Annotated in this window: 15 protein-coding genes; 7 read left to right on the top strand and 8 right to left on the bottom strand. The window is 59.8% G+C overall.

Annotated elements, in window-relative coordinates:
• The first annotated feature begins 193 nt into the window (after positions 1 to 193).
• Positions 194 to 1,822, top strand: coding sequence for a GTPase Era (gene era, locus IPM54_38210; protein ID MBK9265611.1), 1,629 nt, complete (start codon positions 194 to 196; stop codon positions 1,820 to 1,822).
• Complete coding sequence (gene der / locus IPM54_38215) at positions 1,822 to 3,222, top strand: ribosome biogenesis GTPase Der (GenBank protein MBK9265612.1); 1,401 nt, start codon at positions 1,822 to 1,824, stop codon at positions 3,220 to 3,222. The genes era and der overlap by 1 nt, the downstream gene beginning before the upstream one ends.
• Positions 3,223 to 3,231: 9 nt before the next feature.
• Here the strand turns inward: der and IPM54_38220 are convergent, their stop codons facing one another.
• The 3 genes from IPM54_38220 to IPM54_38230 form a co-directional block, all read right to left on the bottom strand.
• Positions 3,232 to 4,956, bottom strand: a complete 1,725-nt coding sequence (locus tag IPM54_38220) for a hypothetical protein (protein ID MBK9265613.1) — start codon at positions 4,954 to 4,956, stop codon at positions 3,232 to 3,234.
• A 59-nt stretch (positions 4,957 to 5,015) separates the two neighbouring features.
• Positions 5,016 to 5,390 (bottom strand): hypothetical protein, encoded by a 375-nt coding sequence (locus IPM54_38225; protein MBK9265614.1) that lies wholly within the window; start codon positions 5,388 to 5,390, stop codon positions 5,016 to 5,018.
• 69 nt (positions 5,391 to 5,459) lie between these two features.
• A complete protein-coding gene (locus tag IPM54_38230) occupies positions 5,460 to 6,203 on the bottom strand; it encodes a hypothetical protein (GenBank protein MBK9265615.1) in 744 nt (247 codons plus the stop codon).
• 160 nt (positions 6,204 to 6,363) lie between these two features.
• On the opposite strand from IPM54_38230, the gene IPM54_38235 reads away from it, so the two are divergent.
• The gene (locus IPM54_38235; protein ID MBK9265616.1) at positions 6,364 to 9,348 is read left to right on the top strand and encodes a hypothetical protein; all 2,985 of its coding nucleotides are present in this window, start codon (positions 6,364 to 6,366) and stop codon (positions 9,346 to 9,348) included.
• A 7-nt stretch (positions 9,349 to 9,355) separates the two neighbouring features.
• Here IPM54_38235 and IPM54_38240 read toward each other — a convergent pair whose 3' ends face one another.
• Positions 9,356 to 10,282, bottom strand: coding sequence for a hypothetical protein (locus tag IPM54_38240; protein ID MBK9265617.1), 927 nt, complete (start codon positions 10,280 to 10,282; stop codon positions 9,356 to 9,358).
• A 65-nt stretch (positions 10,283 to 10,347) separates the two neighbouring features.
• A complete protein-coding gene (locus IPM54_38245; protein ID MBK9265618.1) occupies positions 10,348 to 13,530 on the bottom strand; it encodes a protein kinase in 3,183 nt (1,060 codons plus the stop codon).
• Between the two features lie 127 nt (positions 13,531 to 13,657).
• Between IPM54_38245 and IPM54_38250 the strand changes: the two genes are divergently transcribed.
• Together IPM54_38250 and IPM54_38255 are read left to right on the top strand one after the other, a co-directional pair.
• Positions 13,658 to 14,785 carry a serine/threonine protein kinase gene (locus tag IPM54_38250; protein ID MBK9265619.1) on the top strand — a complete coding sequence of 376 codons (1,128 nt, stop codon included), beginning with the start codon at positions 13,658 to 13,660 and terminating at the stop codon, positions 14,783 to 14,785.
• 54 nt (positions 14,786 to 14,839) lie between these two features.
• Positions 14,840 to 16,810, top strand: a complete 1,971-nt coding sequence (locus IPM54_38255; protein MBK9265620.1) for a hypothetical protein — start codon at positions 14,840 to 14,842, stop codon at positions 16,808 to 16,810.
• Here IPM54_38255 and IPM54_38260 read toward each other — a convergent pair whose 3' ends face one another.
• The 3 genes from IPM54_38260 to IPM54_38270 form a co-directional block, all read right to left on the bottom strand.
• Positions 16,811 to 18,181: a TrpB-like pyridoxal phosphate-dependent enzyme gene (locus IPM54_38260; protein ID MBK9265621.1), complete on the bottom strand. Its 1,371-nt coding sequence runs from the start codon at positions 18,179 to 18,181 to the stop codon at positions 16,811 to 16,813.
• Positions 18,182 to 18,346: 165 nt separating this feature from the next.
• Positions 18,347 to 19,084: a hypothetical protein gene (locus IPM54_38265; GenBank protein ID MBK9265622.1), complete on the bottom strand. Its 738-nt coding sequence runs from the start codon at positions 19,082 to 19,084 to the stop codon at positions 18,347 to 18,349.
• 153 nt (positions 19,085 to 19,237) lie between these two features.
• Positions 19,238 to 19,897, bottom strand: coding sequence for a hypothetical protein (locus IPM54_38270; GenBank protein MBK9265623.1), 660 nt, complete (start codon positions 19,895 to 19,897; stop codon positions 19,238 to 19,240).
• Between the two features lie 485 nt (positions 19,898 to 20,382).
• Between IPM54_38270 and IPM54_38275 the strand changes: the two genes are divergently transcribed.
• Together IPM54_38275 and IPM54_38280 are read left to right on the top strand one after the other, a co-directional pair.
• Entirely contained in the window at positions 20,383 to 21,339 is a 957-nt protein-coding gene (locus IPM54_38275) for a general secretion pathway protein GspC (protein ID MBK9265624.1), read from the top strand.
• Between the two features lie 95 nt (positions 21,340 to 21,434).
• Positions 21,435 to 22,667 (top strand): SMI1/KNR4 family protein, encoded by a 1,233-nt coding sequence (locus IPM54_38280; protein MBK9265625.1) that lies wholly within the window; start codon positions 21,435 to 21,437, stop codon positions 22,665 to 22,667.
• The last annotated feature ends 82 nt before the right edge of the window (positions 22,668 to 22,749 follow it).

The raw sequence follows: 22,749 nt of genomic DNA on the forward strand, positions 1-22,749 counted from the left end.
GCCGGGCCCGATTTCTCGCGAGATGGGCGTGATTGTTCTTCTTCGGCACGCTCGGCCACGGCTTCCATGGCTCGCTTGTACCGCCGTACGGCCCGGATCGCCAACGGCCGCGGCAAGTCCGACCGTAGACAAAGGGGCGTGCATGGTGACGGAGCGTTTGAGGCCCACGCGCGCGTCTGCTATCGCGCGCTGCGTGAAGAGTCGCAGACACGAATCACGGGCGGCACGTCCCAGCACAGCTCGAACCAATCGAGACGAGCCGTCCGAACAGCGCGGAGGCCCTACCGAGCGCCGATCCAAGCCCAATCGCCCAGGCCGCTCGGATACGGCTCAGTCCGGTCGCACAGGCCCTCGCACCGCGACTCCTTCCGGAACGAAAGGCAAGCACTCCGACGAACGAGCGCCGCGGCGCGTCGATCGTCCGGAAAAACAACAAGGCGAGCAAGCTCGAGGCAAAGCTCGACGCGACGACCGCCCGGTGCGTCGTGACGAACGCAGGCCCGAACGAGACGAGCGGCCGGTGCGTCAAGACGAACGCCAGCGCGTGCGCAGTAGCGGTCCGCGAGATGAACGGAAAACGCAGCGCAGCGAAGGTGAAGCGCGAGGAAAGGGCCAAGACGCGCGCAAAGCACCGCCGCCGCCTCGTCCCGCTCGCGACAAACGCCGCGCTCCCCTGCCCGCGGGTCCACAGCGCAGTGGAACGGTCGCCATCATCGGTCGTCCCAACGTCGGCAAGTCGACGCTGCTCAACACCGCGCTCGAACAGCCGCTCGCGATAGTCTCGCCAACCCCGCAAACCACGCGTGATGCACTGCTCGGCGTCGTGCATCACGGGTCGGCCGAAATCGCATTGCTCGACACGCCCGGTCTTCATCGCCCGCGTACGCAGCTCGGACGCGTCATGAACGAATCGGCCCGCGAAGCCGCACGTCGCGCAGATGTCGTCGTGTTCGTCACGGATATCGCGCCGCGCCCGGCGGCTCGGTCGTCCAAAGACGAGGGCGACCGTGAACCTCCGCCGCTGCTCACGCACCCAGGCGATCTGGTGCTTTTCAAGGACCTCGCGGAGAACCGACCGGCGCTGCTCGTCGTGAACAAAGTGGACCTCGTCCGAGACAAACAGCGCCTGCTTCCGCTGCTCGAAGCCTACGGCAAAGCCCACGAATTTGCGTCGATCGTGCCCATTTCAGCGCTGCGCGAAGACGGCGTGGCGCGCGTGCTCGACGAAGTCGCAAACCTTCTTCCCGAAGCCCCGTGGCGATACGAAGCGGACGACGTGACGGACAAACCTTCGCGGTATTTCGCTGCCGAATACGTCCGAGAACAGATTCTGCGAGCAACGGCCAACGAAGTTCCGCATGCGACGACGGTGTCGGTCGATCGGTACGTGGAGCCGCGCGCGCCGGGATTGGCCGTGCAAATCGATGCGACGATTCACGTCGAAAGGCTGGGACAAAAGAAGATCCTCATCGGTGCCGGCGGCTCCATGTTGAAAAGCATCGGCATTGCGGCCCGCAAACGCATCGAAGAGCTCGTCGGAGAAAAGGTCGTGCTCCGCTTGTGGGTGCGCGTTACGCCCGATTGGCGCGAATCCGTCGCTCGTCTCGACGAGCTTGGTTACGGCAAAACCGACGCTGGAGCGAGCACGACCATGATTGTCGCGACAGCGCCCGACGAAGGCGATGCTACGGACAGTGACGAAGAGCCCGAAGACGACGAGAACGTCGATGAAGACCTCGACGATGACGAGGGCGATGACGAGGAGGACGTCGATGACGAAGACGACGACCTCGACGAAGCGGATGAAGAAGAGGCGACCTAATGTCCGAAGAAGAAGTCGATCGTAACGAATTCGAGGCGTCCGAGCCTTCCAAAATGGCCGCGCCTTTGCCCATCGTGGCGATCGTAGGCCGGCCCAACGTCGGCAAAAGCACGCTCTTCAACCGGTTCGTCGGCAGGCGAACCGCCATCGTCCATGACGAACCCGGCGTGACGCGCGATCGCCACTACGGCACCGTTACTTCGCGAACGCGACGTTACATGCTCGTCGACACCGGGGGCTTCGACCCCGAAAGCGACGATCCGATGCGGCAAAGCATCAAGAAGCAAATCGACATCGCCATCGGCGAAGCGGACGTCGTGGTCTGCGTGCTCGACGCGGCCGCGCCTCCAACGGCGGCTGATCGCGCCGAGCTCGCGCTCTTGCGGCGCTCGGGAAAACCCGTGATTTATTGCGCCAACAAGGCCGATTCGACACGCACCGAAATCGAAAGCAACGACCTGTATCGCCTTGGAGCACCCGACATCATCCCGATATCGGCGCTGCACGGACGCCGCATCGACGAGCTCGAAGACGCCATTTTCAAAGCGCTTCCGCCGCTGCCGCCGGAATCATCCGAAGTCGAAACATCCGATCACCCGATTCGCGTGGCGCTCATTGGGAAACCCAATGCCGGCAAGTCGTCGCTCGTGAATCGGTTGCTCGGAGAAGAACGCGTCATCGTCGATGCGCGCCCAGGCACGACACGCGATGCCATCGATACGCGGGTCGAGCGTAATGGTCGATCGTTCATGTTCATCGATACGGCTGGGATTCGTCGCAAGGCCAAGGTGACGAAGGAAGACAGCGTCGTCGAAGCGACGAGCGTCTTGCATGCGATCCAGGCGATGGAACGCGCCGAAGTCGTGGTGCTTCTATGCGATGCAGCCGAAGGCGTTGCGGAACAAGACGCGAAAATCCTCGGTTTGGCGGTGGATCGCGGACGAGGTGTCGTCATCGCGCTCAACAAGAGCGACCTGCTCGACAAGGGCGGGGCGAAGAAAGCCGAAGAGCTCGCTCGGGACAAGATCACGTTCGCGCCTTGGGCTCCCGTCGTGCACATCAGCGCGAAGACCGGACGTGGTCTTGGAAAGCTCACGGAAACGGTGACCAAAGTTGCCGATGCTTATCGCGGACGCGTGTCCACCGGCGCGCTCAATCGGTTTTTCGAGCAAGTCCTTGCGAATCGTCCACCGCCCACACAAGGCGGTCGCGCACCGCGGCTGTACTACATCACGCAGGCTGAAACTTCGCCGCCGCTCTTCGTGGTCATGGCGAGTGACCCGGAAAAACTCCACTTCAGCTATCAGCGGTACGTGCAGAACCAGCTCAGAAAAACGTTTGGTTTCGAAGGAGTTCCCGTGCGGGTCAAGTACAAGCCGCGCAGGCGTCGCGAGAAGTAACGCTTGGAATCACGCGCCTGCGACGTTCGTCCCGCGGGGCGGTACTTCCATCACGCCGCCTCGATGCCAGATGGGCACGGCGCGCGAGAAGAGCTCGAGCCGTTCGATGGCTTCGTCATCTACGAGTGATCGCAAGCCGAGCACGGCTTGGTTCACTCCGATAAAACCCATCGCCTTCGCGAGCGCACGCAGCTTTGCCACTTCGTCTTCACCTTCCTCCGAAGGCATCGCGGCAAGCTTTTCGCTGGGCGGATCCGGCGTACGCTGCGTCCCACCTCCTTCGCGTGTGCAGATTTCACGCGCGAGTTGCCGCGCCGCAACAGCACCACGGATCATGTATTGCTCGCGCAGGAGCTGAGCGTTTGTCCGGCCAACCCTCGCGATGAGCAGCGCTTGGTCCTGCCAGTCGCAGAGCCGTTGCAAGCCGTACGGCGTATTGAAGAACAAACGCGGCGTAGGGCAATACGCGAGCGCGTGCGTCGAATCGATCCCCTCTTCGGCAAGCCGCGCGATGTCCTCGTCGCTCAGTCCGTCGATGAGCGTCATGTCACCCGTTCGCGCAACCGCGGCATTGCCAACACCGAGAAGCGTTGCGGCGCGATCCTTGACGGCTCGAAGAATGCGTTCGCCCAAGAGCGCTACGGCCACGCCTACGATGAGCGCACCCTTGTAGCCCTGAAAGAGGTAGCCCTTGCCGTCGGAGCTGTCGCCCGACCCCGACAAGAACGCGACGGAGAAAAACGCCGTCGCCACGCTGACGATGAGCAGCGTGCGAGCGGACCACGCCATCATGCGCGCGGTGGAATCGTTGCTGGCCGAACGAAAGAGGACCTGGCCGAGGTTCAAGGTGAACGACACGGTCGTCGCAGCACCGACACTGAGCGCGACGAGATGCCGCAGTTCGTCCTCGTCCTTGGCGTAACGCAGCAAGATCACTGCACACGCGATCAAAATGGCCGAACCGAGAAAACCAAAGATGGCCGCGTGACGCCCCATGCGCTGCACCGATTCACGCATGAGTCCCGCTTCGTAGGACCACGTGCGATCGAGTTTGAACTTCCAATCGGTGCGATCGCGCAGCGGCATGGTTGGGGGATACGTGATCTCCAGGGAAAACTCGCCGCGCGCAAAACGTCGCTCGACGAGCAGCGCCGCACAAGTGGCCAAGATCGCGGGCATCGCGACGGCGCCGAGCACACGCAAACGCGCGACGGGCTCCGCGTTCCACCCCGCAAGGTCGTAGAACGCCACGATGAACATGCCGAAAAGGCAGGCGTAAATGATCCACCGCACGATCGACGGCGCGACGAGCGCGATGAATCGGAGGCCCGCGCGGTACGCTTCTTCCGCACGGAGCGTGTGCTCGACGAAAGAGCCGCCCAAGAACGCGTGAAAGAAGAACACGACGATCGCCACGGCAACGCCGCCGCCGACTTGCGCGATGAGCGACGGAGCGTTTGGAATTACAAACTGGAAAAAACCGATGGCGCCGACGTACGCCAAGAGCACGACGGTCGTCGCCAAAAGGGCTCCCGGTAGCTTCAGCCGAGACGATTGCGGTTCGTCCGGGGGCGGCGGGATGTCGGTGACTCGAGGCGTCGCAGCAGCACTCCGAGCCGCTTCCGACGGTCGCACACTTCCGTGACGAAGCGTCGCAGCAGTGGCTGCATTTGCCGGGGGTTCGGCACGATGCACGGCTTCACGTTCGGGCACGGCAGGCATCTTTTGGCCCATCGTATCCAGACGCGCGCCGTCATGCGCCCTGAACTTGGCTGGTGAACGGACGTATCGTGTCAGCGCCGCATCGCTGGCATTGCAGTGCGCCTAGCGCCGCGGTGGATCTCCTTGCGATCGTGCGGCTCTTGGATCTCCAACGATTCTGCATCAGGAGGCAATCGCTCGGCTTTGCCGTGAAGTCCCCCAGGATGTTCACCACGCTCCCACCGAGCTCGGCCTTCTTCGCTGCTCATGCCGCCCGCTTGCGCTTCGGCAATGCGACGCATCGTGCGCTCGTCCGCCGTTTTGGGAACTCGCGCTCGCGCAACCACTCGGCGCCGACGTGAATCGAGCCACGATACGAAGAGCGCCGTGACGAAAATGCCTGCCAAATATCCGAGCGTTCGAGCGAACCCACGCGAACCGCGACGCTTCCAGAGTCGAGCTTTCATGCACGGAACGTGAGGCCTATCGGGCCGTCGTAAATGCCTTGGACGAACCTCCGCTCGGCTTCCAGCTCGTTACTTCTTCTTGGTGGCTCTTCGCCGAATCTCACACATGAGATCGCACGGCTCGGGCGGAGGTTGCTTCACCTCGGGCTTCGGCTCGGCGGCCGGCTCGGCCTTGCGTGCTCGATCGCGCAGCGGCGGGTTCGTCACGGCACGTCGAATCTTTTGCGGTGCCGGAGCTCGTGCTTGCACCGCCTTCGGTTGTGCGGGACTTGGAAGCGCAGTCGCAACCGATTGCGGCGTCGGTTGCGGTCGTGGCGCTTCGGCACGCTCACGCGGCTCCGGCGACACCGTTCGCGCCGCCGCCGCCACGCCATTCTGAAGCTGAGGAACGGATTTCGACTGCGCCTCGAGCCCCCGAGCATGCAGGCCGATCAGCGTCCCCACCGCCGCCACGGCCATCAACGACGCGGCTGCAACCCACTTTCCACGTCCTCCAGTTGCCTTCGCCTGCGCGTCATTCGCTTGATTTTGCGTCCCCACCACCTGCGGCACCAACGTGATTTCAGGTACGGCAAACAAGCCTGCATCCGCCGGATTCAATACCGGCGGAAACAAATCCACCGGCTCGGCATTCGCCATGAGCTTTTTCAAATCAATGACGCCCGAGTCCTCGAGCGTCGTCTCTCGCGTCGACGCAGCCGGCTCCACCTTCGCAGCAAGCGTCTTCAACGAAAGCATTCCTGCATGATCATCGTTCCGTCCGGACAAACCTCCCATCGACGACGATGGCTGGTCAAGTCGATCGCTCTTCATGAAGTACCTCTCCGCATCAATGTGACCCGCAACCCCACTCGAGCTTTTGACGAAAGAATAAATTTCTACTCTTACCAAATATCTCGATTGCGACGGGCTTGGTCCGGCGGGTCGGTCGTGCTACCGAGCGTGCTGGGCGTTTTGCGCGCCTCGGAGCTCGATGCGTCGTCTTTCTGCACTTTTGCTCGTCCATTTTGCGCTTTGCGGGGGCCTGTCGTGTCGTCCGCCGGCGGAACATGGGGTCGATCGTCAGCCGTATGGCCGAGGTCCGGGCGATGCGGCCGCGCCGGATGGTTCCGACGGAGACGCGACGGCGGAAGCGGCGCAACGCTGTAGTGCGAACGACAACCGATGTGCTTCGGACGACGTAGCGCTCGTCTGTGCGGACGGCGGACAGCTCAATCCAGAGACGTGCGGGGCGGGATCGGTTTGTCTTGGCACAGGCTGTTTGTCCTTACGCACCAAGGACGACCAATCGCTCGATGCAAAAACGCTCTTGGCTCCGCACGGCGAAGGTTGGTTCAATGCATGGACGGCGGTCGGTCCCATTCCTGGTCCCATACTGGACGGACAAACGACGGCGAATGCGGACGCAGGGCCCGAGGTCGCGGCAAAGTCGCTGTGCGCCAGAGACGGTCGCGTTGACGTTCACGACAAGACGGATGGCAAAAAGGGCTCACGAGGAACGACGCATTACGAGCTTTCGGGATTCGTCCTCGCGGGGCGTACGGCGAAGGTCGCATTCACTGCTGGGTTTGCGGGCACGGTACGGATATCGCTCGACGGGAAAACGATTCTGGAAGGAGCCCGGGATGCCGATCCGCCGCCATTCAAAGACGAAATGCGCATAGCGGTGGACGTGGAGCGCGGGGTGCATCGGATCGTGGTGCACGTCGAACAATCTACGAATGCTCCAACGTCGTTTTGGCTAAGGGCGCGATCTCCCGCAGGAGGACCCGCACCGGATTTGCTTTTTGCGCCTGATCCCAAAGCGCAGTGTGGCGTTACGGACCTTTTGAGTGCAAACGTTTCGAAGAAGCCCGATGCCAATGGTTTTTCCATCGAAGTGCGCCCGGCGTGGCTGGGACTCGGGCCTCGGCAACCGACCGACCTGCCCTATCGCGTGGAAATGGACGTCAAGAAGGGCGAAAATCGGCTGCTCGCCGAAGGAGCATTGCCCAAGGAAAAGGTAGGTTCGTCCGAAGGAACGTTTTCCTTTACGGCGCCGCTCGAGAGCGCGGGAGCTCATGAAGCGCGCATTCGGCTGGGCGATCCGCCGGGGTATGAAATCACGGTGCCCATCGTGGTTCGTCAAAACCTGCATCGGCGAATCGTTGCGTTGGCTGCGAAACGGTCGATGATCGAAGGGTCGAAAGCTTCGCGTGGCGACAAAGACAGCTTGATTTATCACATTGAAGATTTGATGAACGACATCGCTGGGGGTGATCCAGACGTGTCGTGGATCAAGCGGCGGACGGAGGAAGCGGAGAAGCTCGTCGAATCGCTGGAGCAAGGCAAATCGCCTTATGCGGGTCGTACGGGGGTCGTTCGTCGCGCCTATCGATCGCCGCTCGATGGGAATTTGCAGCCTTATGTGCTCTTCGTGCCGCGAGCCGCTCGCAAAGGCAAAGCGCTGCCGCTCGTGGTGGCGTCGCATGGCTTGGGCAATCGTCCGGAGGTAGCGCTTCGCGTGGTCCTTGGCGAAGCGCCCGAAGGCGGGTTTCAGGGGACGCACGAGGCGAGGCATTTGCCGGGTTTGCCAGACTTGGGTGCGTTCATCGTAGCGCCTTGGCAGTTTGGCAATTCGGGCCAAAGGCACTTGGGTGAAGCGGATCTGCTCCACGTGATCGACGAAGTGCGAGCGCATTATCCCATCAACGATCGGCGCATTTCGATGACGGGGTATTCGCTCGGAGGCACGGTATCGTTTGTCCTTCCATTACATTATCCAGACGTATTTTCATCGTCGGCGCCGCTGTGTGGTTATCCCAATTTGCTCGATTGGAGCAGCATTCGCACGCCGCCGCACAAGCCTTGGGAGGATGTTCTCATTTCCAAACGGTACATCGTGAACTGGGCGGAAAATGGGCGGCACGTGCCCATGTTCATGGTGCATGGCGGCAAAGACGAACCTCGTCGCTCCGAGGTCATGGCAAAGCGTTATCGAGCGCTGGGATATGCCCACGAGCTCGATGTGCAGGAGGACCTCGACCACAACGTTTGGGATTACGGCTACGAAGACGGGGACATGATTCGGCGGCTCATCGGGCGGCAAAGGCCCGAGGTACCCGAGCACGTGCGGCTGGTCACGGGGGAATGGCGATACGACAAGGCATATTGGGTACGCGTGCTGGGTCTTGGCGCCGAGGACAAGTTTGCCGACATCGATGCGCGGTATTCAAAAAAAGACGCAACGATCACGATAAAAGCGCGACACGTGGAATCGTTTGCGCTCGATTTGAAACAGCTTGCATTGAAGCAGGAGCCGCGCGTGACGGTGAATGGTAAGAGCATGGCGGGGCCATTCAATTCGGATGCGGCGTATTTCGTAATGCAGGGCAGCGAGTTTGTCCAAGTAGCATCCGAGCCATCGCGGGCGGGGCGAAAGCGAGCGGGCGTTTCGGGACCGATCGACGACATCGATCGGCATGGGCGACTCATCGTATACGGCACGCAGGATCCGGCGCAAATCGAGGAAAACCGGATGGTGGCCGAGCACTTCGCGTCGTTCGACACGTTTGCAGCGCGATTTCCAATCAAGAGCGACACGGAGATCTCGGACGCGGAGATCGAGTCGCGGAGTTTGGTGCTCATCGGAAATCCTAAATCGAATCGAGTGACGGCATTATTCGAAGCGTCGCTGCCGGCACGTTTCGAGCCCCACGCGATAACGCTGCGTGGAAAACGTCACGAAGGGGATGACGTGGGGATATCGTTCATTCATCCGCATCCTCGGAATGCGAACGAATACGTGGTCGTGCATGCGGGCGTAGGTATTACAGGCACGCTCGCGAGCCGTCACTTGCCGCGGTTTTCGCCGGACTTTCTGGTGTACGACGCTCGAATGACGGCGCAGCGCGGAGGGCACCTTTTGGATCGACGCGAAGTGCTCGATGGGGGCTTTTTCGACGTGGATTGGAAGTGAAGCTGCGCTAGTTGTTGCAGTCCAGGATCGTCAGCAAATTGGTGAGCTGAACGCCGACCGTCGGAACACGGTACGGGCTATCGACGGACGTACGGCACTCCCAGTGCTGGCCGTTCGCAATGCACGCGCCACTTTTGGCAGCGCACCTGCCGAGATCGACGAGGCCGCAGGTCGATGGCGAGTTGTCGCAGACGCGACGATCGAGCCACCCGAGACCTCCATCGCCGAGACAAACATTCAGCAGATTGTTTTCACGGCAGAGGTAGGCGTGAAATGCCGGTGAATTGTTGGTAATGGGGAGGGTCGAAGCGAACATGTTCGCGAACACGGTCGATTCTTGGAATGGATAAAGCAGATTGTAGACCGTATTCACCCCGATGGCCGGATGTGCGCCCTCGAGAAGAATGTCGACGTGTTTGCCGGTCGCATTGAGCCGAGCGATCATGCAACCCGATACCCATTCTTGCGCATCCGTGGCGGTTGAAATGTTCGCCGAAAGCCAGCCCGGCGCCAAACCCCACCAACCTTGATAAGTCGCGTCGTTCACGTGGTCGTACACGTAAACGGTATCTGGCAGCGCGCATTGAACGAGGTATTTGACGACGTCCGGGTACGTCGCAAGAAGATCGTCCGTGTGGGGCAGCGACGGTAGTTGATGCACGGTGGTGCCGTCCGCGTTGACGAACGAACCACCACCGCCGAGCGGATGGTGTTGCACTTCACGCATCGATTCCTGCGCGACGGCGCTCCAAAACTCGTCTGGACGCAGTCCGTTTTTCCCTGAGGGGGGCTCGTAAAACATACCACCCGCCGCCGGTTCGAGCGGAGCTTCGATGGCTTCGGCAAGAGCAAGCTCGTCATCTGCGGGCGCACACCCGCTGGCAACCACGATGGCTGCGAAAAACGACGCAAGAAAGTGGCCAGAGAACCTCATGTCTCCTCCTACGGATTGTCGGAACATCTGACAACCATATCACAGAACAACACGCTCACGTTACGTTACTGAATCAGATTTTGGGCATCTTTGTAGGAAGTGGCATGCTCACGTGCAAGTAGGGGATTTTCTCGAAACGCCTCCTCGAAGGCACTCTTGGCCCGGGAAGCTGCCTCACGACGCTCGGTTTCCGTGTGAGCGCGATGGCTACGCACGAGCAAGAGATTGCCCTTCGCAATGACGGCTCGCGTCATGCGCGGATACATGGCGACGGCAGCGTCAACGGACGCGAGTCCCGCTTGGATGTCGTCCGTCGGATCGTCGCGACGTTCGTGGGTCCACGCTGCGCGCAGCGCGAGGACTTCGGCGTGGAGCGCATACAACAATGCATCTGCGCCAGCGATTTTACTCACATTTTGCACGTATCCGAGAGCTCGGTCGAAATGTTCCTTATCGAGCTGTCCGCGCTGTTTTGCATACGTCATCGCCAAAACTTCGATTGCGGCGGCGCGGTGTCGCAGATCGAGCGGCATGGTGGACTTGATTTCCGCGCCTTTTTTGACCGCGCGTCGAGCATCTTCGATCATTGCGGAAATGTCATTGCCGGCGCGCAGGCCGTACGTGGCTTCAACGAGGCGACAATCGACGAGCGCAAGGAGAAACCAGTAATCGTCTGGCAACGGGCCGGCAAACTTGGTGATGACATTGGTTGCTGCTTCGAGTGCAGCCATAGGCGATCGTCCAAACGTGTTTTCGTATTGGGCATGAAGTACATTGACACGCACGTTCCAATAAGCCACGAGCCATGGTCCGGGGCTCAATTTTTCATATTGTGCCACGGCATCGAGCAGCGCCCGTAACGTTTCCTGCGAGTCACGGCCTCGCTGCATGTCGTATTCCAAGAAGTTTCTGTATGCAACGAGGCGCCTGCCTGCCGCAAGTGCGAATTTTGGATCCGTTTCCAATGCATGTTCGTATTGGCGAATTGCCTTGCGCAAGAGTGGCGTGGGGTCGCGTCCTCGCAATCGTTCTTTCTCGGCATCGAAGCCATAAGCATCGCCGAGCTCGCTGATGGCCCACGTAAATCGCGGATCCATCGAAAGAGCGCGCTCGAAAGCGGCTATTGCTTCCTGCATGGACGCGTCCTTTCCCACGCTCTGCAGGGCGTACGAGCGCATCTGTTGCGCTCCGGCCATGGCATAATGGGCCATGGCGTCATTGGGTAATGCTTCCACGGCTTCACGCGCAACTCGAACGGCTTCATCCGCCAACCGAATTTTCTCATCTGGCGAACCAGCCTCGTCCACTTGACGCATCAAAGCCGATTGAAGCACAATCGCCCGCTGCACTCGCAACTTTCCGTCCCTCGAGCTGGACTGCACGGCGCGCAAGCACGCGACATTCGCCCTATCGAAGGCATCTCTCGACGGCGCTCCTTTCATTCCCGCCGCGGCGCCCATTTTCTCCCACAATTCACACTCAGCTCGATGCGTCTCCGGATCGCTCCGTGCCATGTCCGCCGCAACGCGATATGCTTCGGCCGCCGGATCGAAATACGACTTCATCTTGTCGTAATCGAAGGCTGCATCGTGTCGGTATTTGCTGCCTTCGGCATAAAGCGCGTCCCCTTCGAGCTTCTTGGCTTCGTACATCCACGGCGCTTTCTCGAAGGCGGCTTTCGCTTTCGTGAGCGCTTCGTCATTTTTGCCCTCGTACAGCGCAATCAACCCCTCGGCATACACGGGCACTTCAATTCTGGCCGAAAGTGCGGCGCGCAAATGCAAGAGCGCCGGATCCCGAAGCGACGTTTCCAATTCGGCCGATTTCTTTTTCCGCTCTTCTTCGTTCGTAATCCGTTTCGTCTCATCGACCGCCCTGCGAAAAAGCTCGCCATACGACAAGCCGAGCGCGTATTCGAGGTCCGCGGAGGCGTACCCGGATTTGGAAGCCATTTCCAAATGCACTCGTGCCTTCTCCGGGTTTCCCAGCGCCAAATGACCACGACCAATGGCGTAATTGCCTGACCCTTCACCGGCTTTGCCCGCCTTGGCCATGCGCTCTTCGATGTCTTTCAATCGATCTCGCACGACGTCTCGCTCGCGTTCGACATCGTGCACGGGCAATTCATACGCGGCCCGCAAAAAGAGCTCCATTTCTTTGATGCCCTCACCGAGCTGCTGGGCCAGCCGCGCCTGCTCTACCGCTTGCTTGCGTGCTCGACCCCAGACGATTGCAAGCACCACGGCGCTCACGAAAACCGTCATCGCAATGGCCGTGAGGAGCTTGTTCTTTTTGGCCTTTTTCCAAAGGATGTACGCCCATGAAGAACGCCTCGCCCAAATGGGCTCGCCATCCAAATACCGCTGCAAATCCTCCGCGAGCGCTCGGGCCGAATCGTAGCGGCGCGATGGCTCCCGCTCGATCGCTTTCATCACAATCGTTTCGAGATCCTCCGGAACACCTTTTCTGACTTTTCCAAGCGCCGGGGGTTCTTCGTATGCGACCGCCATGAGCAGCGACCACGCGTTTTCCGAGACAAACGGCGGACGATTCGCAATGACGTCGTACAGCGTGGCTCCGAGCGAATACACATCCGACCGGCGATCCATCGATCGCACGTCGCCTTTTGCTTGCTCGGGAGGCATGTACGCAGGCGTTCCAATCACGGCGCCCGTCTGCGTTCGTCCCTGCTCGTTCACTTCCCGCGCGAGACCAAAGTCCATGATGTACGGCTTTATCGTGCCGTCTTCGAGTTTTTCACAAAGAACGTTGCCCGGCTTGATGTCGCGATGAATGATCCCCAGCCGATTCGCTTCGTGCACGGCCATCGAGACTTGTTTCAGGACGCGAACCTTCTGCTCGAGCGTCAGTTTGTCCTTCCAATTCGATAATGGTTCACCATCGATGAATTGCATCGCGATGAACGGCTGCCCGTCGACGTCCCCAGCATCGTACACATGGCAAACGTTTTCGTGTTGAATGTTTGCCTGCGCGCGAGCTTCGGCAATGAATCGAGGCCAAAGATCCGCATCGTCTCCTTTGAGCAGCTTGACGGCCACCGTGCGTCCGAGACGTGGATCCCGTGCGCGATACACGGTCCCCATTCCGCCTTCGCCGAGGAATCGTATGCTTTCATAACGATTCACCAGTGCATCCGGCACGCGGCGGCGTGAGATCGACGGCGGTTCGCTATCCGCGGAGGATGTCAGTGAAATCCTTGCCTTCGGTGCGGGCTCCTCGAGGGGCACTCCGTTTTCCTCCACGTTCGCAAAAGCGTCGCGACAATACACCCTTTCGAGCGAAACGGCACGGGAATCTTCGTTCGAGGTGCGGCAAGTGTTGCCAAACCAAGCACGGGCGCTAGAGTCCATGCGCTTGGAAGGTCGCCAGATTCTCGGTAAGTACGAAGTCGTCCGGCTCATTGGGCACGGCGGGATGGGTTCGGTGTACGAGGCAATCGATTTGCCGTCCGGACATCACGTCGCGCTGAAGTGGATGCATTCGCAGCCATTTGCCGACGATGATCCGGATTTTTTGCGGTTCGCACAAGAAGCACGTATCGCCGGAAAGCTCGACTCGAAACATGTCGTGACCGTGTACGAGCTCGAGCGGGATCCCGAAACGGACGTGCCGTTTCACGTGATGGAACTGCTCGAAGGAGAAAGCCTGAGCGCCCTCATAACTCGCCTTGGACCCATTGCGCCCGAGGCGGCGTTGCGAATTGGTGCACAAGCGTGCGCAGGACTTGCCGCGGCACACGCGGCCGGGGTGGTGCATCGAGACGTCAAGCCCGACAATCTTTTTCTCGCGCAAGTGGACGGCAAAATCATCGTCAAAGTGCTCGACTTCGGCATTGCGAAGATTCGACCAACGGGCGGCTCGTCGGGGAGCATGACCATGCCGGCTGCTCCCATGACGAAAACGGGTCAAGTCATTGGAACGCCGCTGTACATGGCGCCCGAGCAAATCACGGGAGCGAAATACGTCGACGCACGAAGCGACGTGTACTCGATGGGCGTCACTTTATTTGCAATGCTCGCGGGATCGCCACCGCATATGGGCATCAAGTCGGTGGCGCAGCTCTTGTATACGCTTTCCAATGCACCGACGATTCCAGTGCGGCAAGCAGCGCCGTGGGTCCCGGAGGATCTCGCGGCGATCGTCGACAAAGCGCGCACGAAAGACCTCGATGGGCGCTATCCGGATGCCGCTGCAATGCTCGCTGCGCTTTCTGCGCTCTTGCCGGAAGGACCGACGCTGAGCGAGGATATGCTGATCGGCGTGCCTGAAGAAAACCGCCCAAAGATGCCCTCGCGCGAGAGCATGGATGCAACCACGATAACCGCAGCGCATGTGGACAATGCTTCCAAAACGATGGCACAAACCGTCGTCGGCGGTCCTCCTGACGAAGCGATATCGCAATCAATGCCTTTGAGATGGGTCATCGTCGTAGCGGTCATTGCGATCATCGTCATGATCGTCGTCACGTTCGGGATGCGCTAACGCACGGCAAAAAAAGCACCCAAGCGTGGATTTTCGTGGTATGCGTGGGCGACGATGAACATTTCACGCATTTCTACGATTCACGTGGCTCGTATTCTTTTGGCTCTTGCGCCAATCACGCTCGTCGCGTGCGGGGATTCGGTCACGCAAACGAGCGGCGGGACGGGCGGCTTTGCCGGTCAAGGTGGCGCAGCAGGTTCAGGCGGCATGGGCGGCGGCTCCGATTGCGGACCCGGCGTCACGCTTTGCGGAGAGGCCTGCGTCGATACGATGCACGACCCCGCGAATTGCGGCTCGTGCGGAAACGCTTGCGCGCCGGGCGAAGTCTGCTCGATGGGCACGTGCAGTTTCCAATGCAACGGCGGCACGACCCAGTGCGGCCAATCGTGCGTCAATACGGCCAGCGATCCCAACAACTGCGGCGCGTGCGGGACGACCTGTAGCGCGGGCGAAGTCTGCTCGATGGGCACATGCAGTTTCCAATGCAACGGCGGCACCACCCAATGCGGACAATCGTGCGTCGATACGGCCAGCGATCCCAACAACTGCGGCGCGTGCGGGACGACCTGTAACGCGGGCGAAGTCTGCTCGATGGGCACGTGTAGTTTTCAATGCAATGGCGGCACCACGCAATGCGGTCAATCGTGCGTGGACATCGTAAACGATTCGGCCAATTGCGGCGCGTGTGGAAACGTCTGCGCCGGAGACAACGTTTGTTCGAATGGAACGTGTGCTTTGCAATGTAGCGGCGGCACGACCAAGTGCGGACAAACCTGCGTCGACACGACCAATGATCCGCTCAACTGCGGCGCATGCGGCGCCGTTTGCGCGCCGGGTGAAGTTTGCTCGCTCGGCGCCTGCGGCCTGCAGTGCAGCGGCGGAACGACCAAGTGCGGCAATTCGTGCGTCAATACGATGAACGATCCGGCCAACTGCGGCGCATGCGGAACGATGTGTGGCGCGGGCACGGTGTGTTCGATGGGAGCGTGCGCTCTGCAATGCAATGGTGGTTCCACCAAGTGCGCCAATGCGTGTGTCGATACGATGAACGATCCCGCCCATTGTGGCGGCTGCGGCGTCGCGTGCGCTCCGGGCGAAGTGTGTTCCCTGGGCGCGTGCAGCGTGCAATGCAGCGGCGGCACCAAGTGCGGACAAACCTGCGTCGACACGATGCACGACCCGGCCAATTGTGGCGGCTGCGGCACCGCGTGTCTTGCAGGACAAGTCTGCGTCAATGGTGCGTGCTCGCTTCAATGCAGCGGAGGCACCACGCAATGCGGTAACATGTGCACGAATACGTCGTTCGATCCGGCCAACTGCGGCATGTGCGGCAACGTCTGTCAGGGCGCTCCGAACAGCTCCGCCGTCTGCGCTGCCGGAACGTGCTCGGCCGTGTGCCAATCAGGCTACGACGATTGCAACATGAACGCGGCCGACGGATGCGAGGTCGATACGCAATCGAATACGTCCCATTGCGGCGCCTGCGGCAATGCGTGTCCCGTGCCCGCCAATGCATCGGCAACCTGCACCGGCAGTGCGTGCGGAATGGGGTCGTGCGATCCAGGCTTTGCTGATTGCAACAACAACCCCGCCGACGGCTGCGAAGCAAACACGACGAATAGCGCGACGAATTGCGGCATGTGCGGCAACCAGTGCTCGGCCGGGAATGCGTGCGTCAACGGCGCGTGCGTCCCTTCGCAATTCACCTTTGCAAACTCGCAGGTCATCGACGGCCTCACCGTGACGTGCTCGAGCGTCGTCAACACCGCTACGTACACGCAATGCAACGACCTGCTCGCAGGCGGGCGCTACTTCCCGAACGGCATCAATTGCGGCCCATTCTGGAGCAATGCGAACTCAGCTTATTCGGATACGCATGGATTCTGCCAATCCTTGACGGGATCGCCGAACATCGAGGCGTATTACACATGCTCGGCCACCACGACGCGTGCGACGTGGTTCAATCACGTGTGGGGAACGGTCGACGACAACGGGTACACGCAGCACGTGCGCTGCTACTACTGATTACGCCCGCTCAGAAACACTCGGCAACCCCGCGAGTGCCATCGCCAGCTCTTTCTCGTCGTATTGCCGATCCTCGAGCAAACCATGTGCATAATCGATGTACGCCTGCATGTCGAAATGCCCATGCCCGCTCAAATTGAACAGGATCGTCTCGCTACGCCCTTCCCGCTTGCAACGTAAAGCCTCCTCGATGGCACCCTTGACCGCGTGATTCGCTTCCGGCGCCGGAACGATTCCCTCGTTTCGCGCAAAAAGCACACCCGCCGCAAAACATTCCTTCTGCTGATACGCCACCGCCTCGATGAGCCCCAGCTCTTTCAGGTGCGACACGAGCGGCGCCATTCCGTGGTACCTCAAGCCTCCAGCGTGAAACCCAGGCGGCGTGAACGTCGACCCGAGCGTATGCATTTTCGTGAGCGGCGTCATGTGCCCCGTATCCCCGAAATCGTACGCGTATTGGCCCCGCGTGAGCGACGGACACGCCGAAGGCTCGACCGCCACGATTCGCATTTTGCGCCCCGCCCGAAGCGAATCACCGATGAACGGAAATGATATGCCCGCAAAGTTCGACCCGCCGCCCGTGCATCCCACGACCACGTCCGGCCAAGCATCGGCCAATTGCAACTGCTCCATCGCTTCCAGACCAATGATGGTTTGATGCAAGAGCACGTGATTCAAGACCGAACCCAGCGCATATTTCGTGTCGTTACGAGACGCCGCCACCTCCACCGCTTCGGAAATGGCAATGCCCAAGCTCCCCGGATGGTGGGGCGATTTTTCGAGCACGCTCCGGCCATACGACGTTTCGGGCGATGGCGAAGGCACACAGCGCGCACCGTACGTTTCCATCAATGCGCGCCGATAAGGCTTTTGGTCGTACGACACGCGCACTTGAAAAACGAGCACCTCCAGCCCGAAAAGCGACCCGGCAAAAGCGAGCGACGACCCCCATTGACCGGCCCCCGTTTCGGTCGACAGTCGCGTAATGCCTTCGTTTTTGTTGTAAAACGCTTGCGCGACCGCCGTATTCGGCTTATGTGATCCGGCGGGACTTACGCCCTCGTATTTGTAAAAAATCTTGGCCGGTGTTCCAAGCGCCTTTTCCAGGCGTCGCGCTCGAAAAAGCGGAGCCGGACGCCACAGCCGATACACGTCACGCACGGGCTCGGGAATTTCCACGTCCCGCTCCGTCGTGACTTCTTGCATGATGAGCGCCATTGGAAAAAGCGGCGCGAGATCATCCGGACCAACCGGCTGTTTCGTACCCGGATGAAGCACCGGAGGTAGCGGCTTCGGCAAGTCGGCTTGAATGTTGTACCAACGCTTGGGAATGCGATCTTCGGGCAGCGTGAACTTGGTCGATTCGGTCATTGTATCCTCGCGAGACTGAAGGGGCTCGAGCGATGAGTCGCACGGAATGGCGAGGGTTGCAACGAGTAGATGAATCAGAGTCCGAATCCAGTCTTGGAGTCGACCGAATCGGGGGTATGAGCGTCCGACGCCCGCAAAGCGAGCGTACAAACCCAGGCACGTAGCCTAACGATGCGCCGTTCGCCGAGGCCGTAGCGATGCAATCGCAAGACGCCCGGGGCTTGCTCCCGGATCGTCACCGAGGCTCGTGACGAAATCACCATTGGCCGAAACCGCAGACGATTCGGTCACGATGAACCGCTGGCCAGCCTCGCCCTCCACGACGAATTGATCCGCCGCCGCGACGACGCCTTGCCGCAACTGCGCATCGACGACCCGAAGCTTCGTCGATGCGCTTGCTGCTCGAGCTGCAATCCATGCACTCACCGGCGTCCGGTCGAGCATGAATGCGTCACCTTCGTCCGAAAGACCTGCGAGCACCCAGGGCGCATCCGTGGGCATTCGATGCCACGCCGCACCTTGGGCATCCTGCACATAGAGTGCACCGCGCGCTGCATCGGCGAGCACACGTCGCGTAGCACCATTTTTACCGACGAACAAAGCGTCAGCGTAGACCAGGCGCCCATCGGCGCCAATTTCGGCGTATTCGGTCAACTTACCGCGCGACGACGTCGAAACACCCGAAAGAGCTTCGGATCCGTCGTCACGCACATGGCGCTCGACACGCGCAACTTGCGCCGAACCGGCGGAGAACACGTATTCGTGGTCTCCTGCCCGGTCTTCACGCGCGCACGCTTCCGACGCAAGCGCCTTTGCGGACGCAGGCTCGACAGCGTTTCCACAGCCCACCAAAAGCGAACCGAGGAGCGACAAGGAAACCAGAGCGGAGATGATGTTTTTCATGGCACCGCTACATCGATTGAGGCGCCATGATTATTTCACGCATCGTAAAATTTTATTTTTGCTGTCAGAACAACTCACACATGCCCCAAACGACGTCCATCATGTTCACCACCACGATGACGCATGGGCCGCTGCCGTACGGTCGGCGCGGCGTCATTGCAGAGCAGAATCGTCGCTGTTGTAAGGGACGCCCAGCGCTTTGGCCATGGCGTGTCCAAGCTGCCCGACCCATGACGCATCGCACATCAAATCGATCCCGTCGTAGGTCGGGTCGATCATGACGAACCATTCCGTGCATTCCGCCACGACGAACCACTCGGCGTGCGTTGTGACAATCCGCACCTGCCGTTTGACCCAATCGCCGGACAGCCAGCCTTCGATACACGCAATGTCGATGACGGGAATGGCAACGCGGCCATCGGATCGCCCTAGGCGCAAGACATCGTCGTCGACGGCAACGATGATGCCCGATCTGTCGTACACGCGAAGCGGCGCAGGAGGACACGTCCACGCAAACGACCAAGCGGTGGCGTACATGGCGTCGTGTTCGCCCTCGAAAACGACCCGAGCATATGACCGAAGGGCATTGCGAAGAGCGCCGATGTCCTTTTCCGGATAAAACCGATCCCAAAGTATCGTTGGTTCTTCGTCCACGGCAATGATGAAAATTCGTTCGTGCTTTGAATGAGGAGAAAATTGGCCCGGGCCAACGAGCAGTGTTTTGCCCATGACGGCGTCGCGCAAGGATGCTGCAATCGTATTCGGCGATCGCCTGTCGATGTCACGCTCAGGGTTCGCTTCGAGCTCGCTCATGGTTGCCTCATGATACCTCTTGTAAACGTTTTACACCCGAGGGACCTGTCCATGTCCCCTCTTGTTAAACGTTTTACACCCGAGGGACCTGTCCATGTCCCCTCTTGTTAAACGTTTTACACCCGAGGGACCTGTCCATGTCCCAACTTGTAAACGTTTTACACCCGAGGGACCTGTCCATGTCCCCTCTTGTTAAACGTTTTACACCCGAGGGACCTGTCCATGTCCCAACTTGTAAACGCTTTACACCCGAGGGACCTGTCCATGTCCCTCTTGTAAAACACTTTACACTTTACCAACATGATCAAGTCTCTTCATGTGAATCCCTATACATTTGCTTTGCTTGTTCAAGTCATTTTGGCATCGCTCGACCGTCCTCGATTCATTTCCGCGTCATCCTGACGTGTTTGCGAACATTCCCAAGACATTCGCAATACAGCCGTACGAAACGCGTCTTGGCATGCTCCTCGCTTGCTTTTCGACGCATGGGACTCGACGCTCGGATAAAGTCGCTTTTTCCCGCCATTTTGGCCGCCTTTGTCATCATCGTCGCATATTTTCAGGCCAAGGCTCTCGGACACTTGGTCGCGGCACATCTCGAGCTTGCGTCTTTGCCAGCGCCACCACCATTGCAGGCGCGGGCGAGCGAATCCGATACACTCCCCGAACGAGCAACCGACGGATCCGCCATTTTGGCACGGAATCCTTTTGATTCCATTACAGGGCCACTGAAGGCACCGAGCGATTCGGCGACTGCATCCGAAGCACCCGTCGCAAACAATGCCGATCCGTATTCCGATCCGGTGTGCGACGCGGCGCGCGTCATGCTCATCACGACGGCGGACGATCCAAGCTGGTCGTTTGCAGCCATTGCAGCGGGAAACTCCAAAGCGACGTTACGTCGGATCGGGGACGAAGTCGCAGGGCACGTCGTCGCTGGAATGACATGGGATCGCGTATGGCTCACCAAAGGCGGCTCGCGGTGTCAAATTCCCATCCACCAAGGATTGGCGTCGGCAGCACCTCCTTCGATGCCCATGCCGATGAGTCCGCCACCTCCACGACCAGGCAGGTCCCGTTATGCGCTTCCTCCCGAAATTGCCGAAAAGATACGGAAAATTTCGGATACGCAATTCGAGGTCGATCGTTCCGTCTTGACCACGGTCATGGAACGACAGGGCGAGTTTTTGCGGTCGGTGCGCGTGATCCCTACGCAAACTCCGAATGGTTCGAGCTTGAGAATGGTCGGCATTCGGCCTGATTCGTTGCTCGGATCGATTGGCCTCAACAATGGCGACCAGCTCATGACCATCAACAATTTCGACATGAGTGATCCGCAGAGCGCACTTCAGGCGTACAGCCGGCTTCAGAATGCCGACAAGCTCGACGTCAAAGTCATCCGTGGTGGGCAACCGATGAACATCGAGATCAACATGCGCTGATCCCTCGCCGTTTCCCGTACGTTTCGTCGTTCACGCGAGCACCGAACGAAAAAAGTTGGACAGCTCGAAACCGTGATACACTCCGCCCACCCCACATGTCCGACCTCACACTTGCACAACGACTTCTTGTACGAATCGGCCAGATTTCCGAGCGCAGCGACGTGATCGTCCAGCAGCAGAGCGTGTCACGAGGCAATGTGCTCAGTCGCATCGGCAAGTGGCAACCGAAGCTACCGGCGGACATGTATGCATTCTACCGGGCGATCAACGGATTGAAGTTTAATTACAGCTTCGCGGACAGTCCGGATGATTGGCATGGTCTCGAGTTCGTGGCGCTCGACGAAGAAGGTCGCAAGACGATCGACACGTTTCGCAACATTTATCGAATTCCGCATCAAGTCGCGAAGCGTTACCCGAATTATTTTTTCCAAGATGGTGCCGTGGATCCCGAAACGCCGGTGCTATTTTTCTTCGGCGATGACGGCGCTTGGGGCATCATCATGATCGGCGAGGGAGACAAGGCGACATTTCACCATTGGGACAACGACGGCTTCGTACGGTACTTGACGAGCTCGTTCACCGAATTGATCGAAAAACTCATCGCGCGGGGATTTGCGCATACGTGGGCGTATTCGGACGACCATCCGGACACGGACGCTGTTCTCGCGCGACTTGCAAAGCCATCGCCTCCGCGCACGACGTTCGGAATTGACGGTGGAAGCTTTGGAGTATCGATCGGCGACGGATACGCGTATGACGATGATTTCTTCGTGGCCGGAGGAAGTACGCGACAAAGTGCTTCGGGCGCTTGGCATGACGAAGCAAGCCAAGGAGCTTTCGTCGGCGGAGAAGATCGCGCTCATCGAGAAGTCGTGTTCGTCGATCGACGACATCACGGAAAAGGTTGCGACGTCGGTCATGAACGCGCTGGGTATCGCAAGCGTAATCGCGACGATTTCGGTGAGCATTTTCGTTGCGGCGCGGGGCCCATCGCGATGGCGAAGCTGCGCATCGAATATTTAGCCGGTCCGATTCCTTTGCAGCCGTACGAAACGACGCTTTTGCGTGTGCTGCATCGAATCGAAGGTTTGCACGTGACCGATGGTTTGCCCTGGCCATCCGAGGTGCTCAGTTACACGCATTGGCCGCGACACAACCTCGGCTGGACGCCCTTCATTTCGTGCACGTGGGATTACGAGTTCAAGGGTGACAAGAACAAGGTCGCCACGTTCGACGTGGTGCTCGACGGAGCGCGCGCGGAGGGCATGGAAGTCGGCAAGACGTACGCGTCGACGGCGTTGCCGAGCGTCGAGGGGCGGATTGGTTGAGATTTTTGTCCGAGCCGTGCCATAATCGGCCGCATGGCAAATCCCCCCTCTTCGATACCCTCGCGACGAATTCTCCTTCAAG

The sequence above is a fragment of the Polyangiaceae bacterium genome, assembly GCA_016715885.1.
Lineage (GTDB): Bacteria > Myxococcota_A > Polyangia > Polyangiales > Polyangiaceae > Polyangium.

Excerpts from the sequence above, each read along its gene's own strand:
- der (MBK9265612.1), top strand. The coding sequence starts at position 1,822 with ATGTCCGAAGAAGAAGTCGATCGTAACGAATTCGAGGCGTCCGAGCCT.
- IPM54_38220 (MBK9265613.1), bottom strand. The coding sequence starts at position 4,956 with ATGGGCCAAAAGATGCCTGCCGTGCCCGAACGTGAAGCCGTGCATCGT.
- IPM54_38225 (MBK9265614.1), bottom strand. The coding sequence starts at position 5,390 with ATGAAAGCTCGACTCTGGAAGCGTCGCGGTTCGCGTGGGTTCGCTCGA.
- IPM54_38230 (MBK9265615.1), bottom strand. The coding sequence starts at position 6,203 with ATGAAGAGCGATCGACTTGACCAGCCATCGTCGTCGATGGGAGGTTTG.
- IPM54_38235 (MBK9265616.1), top strand. The coding sequence starts at position 6,364 with ATGCGTCGTCTTTCTGCACTTTTGCTCGTCCATTTTGCGCTTTGCGGG.
- IPM54_38240 (MBK9265617.1), bottom strand. The coding sequence starts at position 10,282 with ATGAGGTTCTCTGGCCACTTTCTTGCGTCGTTTTTCGCAGCCATCGTG.
- IPM54_38255 (MBK9265620.1), top strand. The coding sequence starts at position 14,840 with ATGAACATTTCACGCATTTCTACGATTCACGTGGCTCGTATTCTTTTG.
- IPM54_38260 (MBK9265621.1), bottom strand. The coding sequence starts at position 18,181 with ATGACCGAATCGACCAAGTTCACGCTGCCCGAAGATCGCATTCCCAAG.
- IPM54_38265 (MBK9265622.1), bottom strand. The coding sequence starts at position 19,084 with ATGAAAAACATCATCTCCGCTCTGGTTTCCTTGTCGCTCCTCGGTTCG.
- IPM54_38270 (MBK9265623.1), bottom strand. The coding sequence starts at position 19,897 with ATGAGCGAGCTCGAAGCGAACCCTGAGCGTGACATCGACAGGCGATCG.
- IPM54_38275 (MBK9265624.1), top strand. The coding sequence starts at position 20,383 with ATGGGACTCGACGCTCGGATAAAGTCGCTTTTTCCCGCCATTTTGGCC.
- IPM54_38280 (MBK9265625.1), top strand. The coding sequence starts at position 21,435 with ATGTCCGACCTCACACTTGCACAACGACTTCTTGTACGAATCGGCCAG.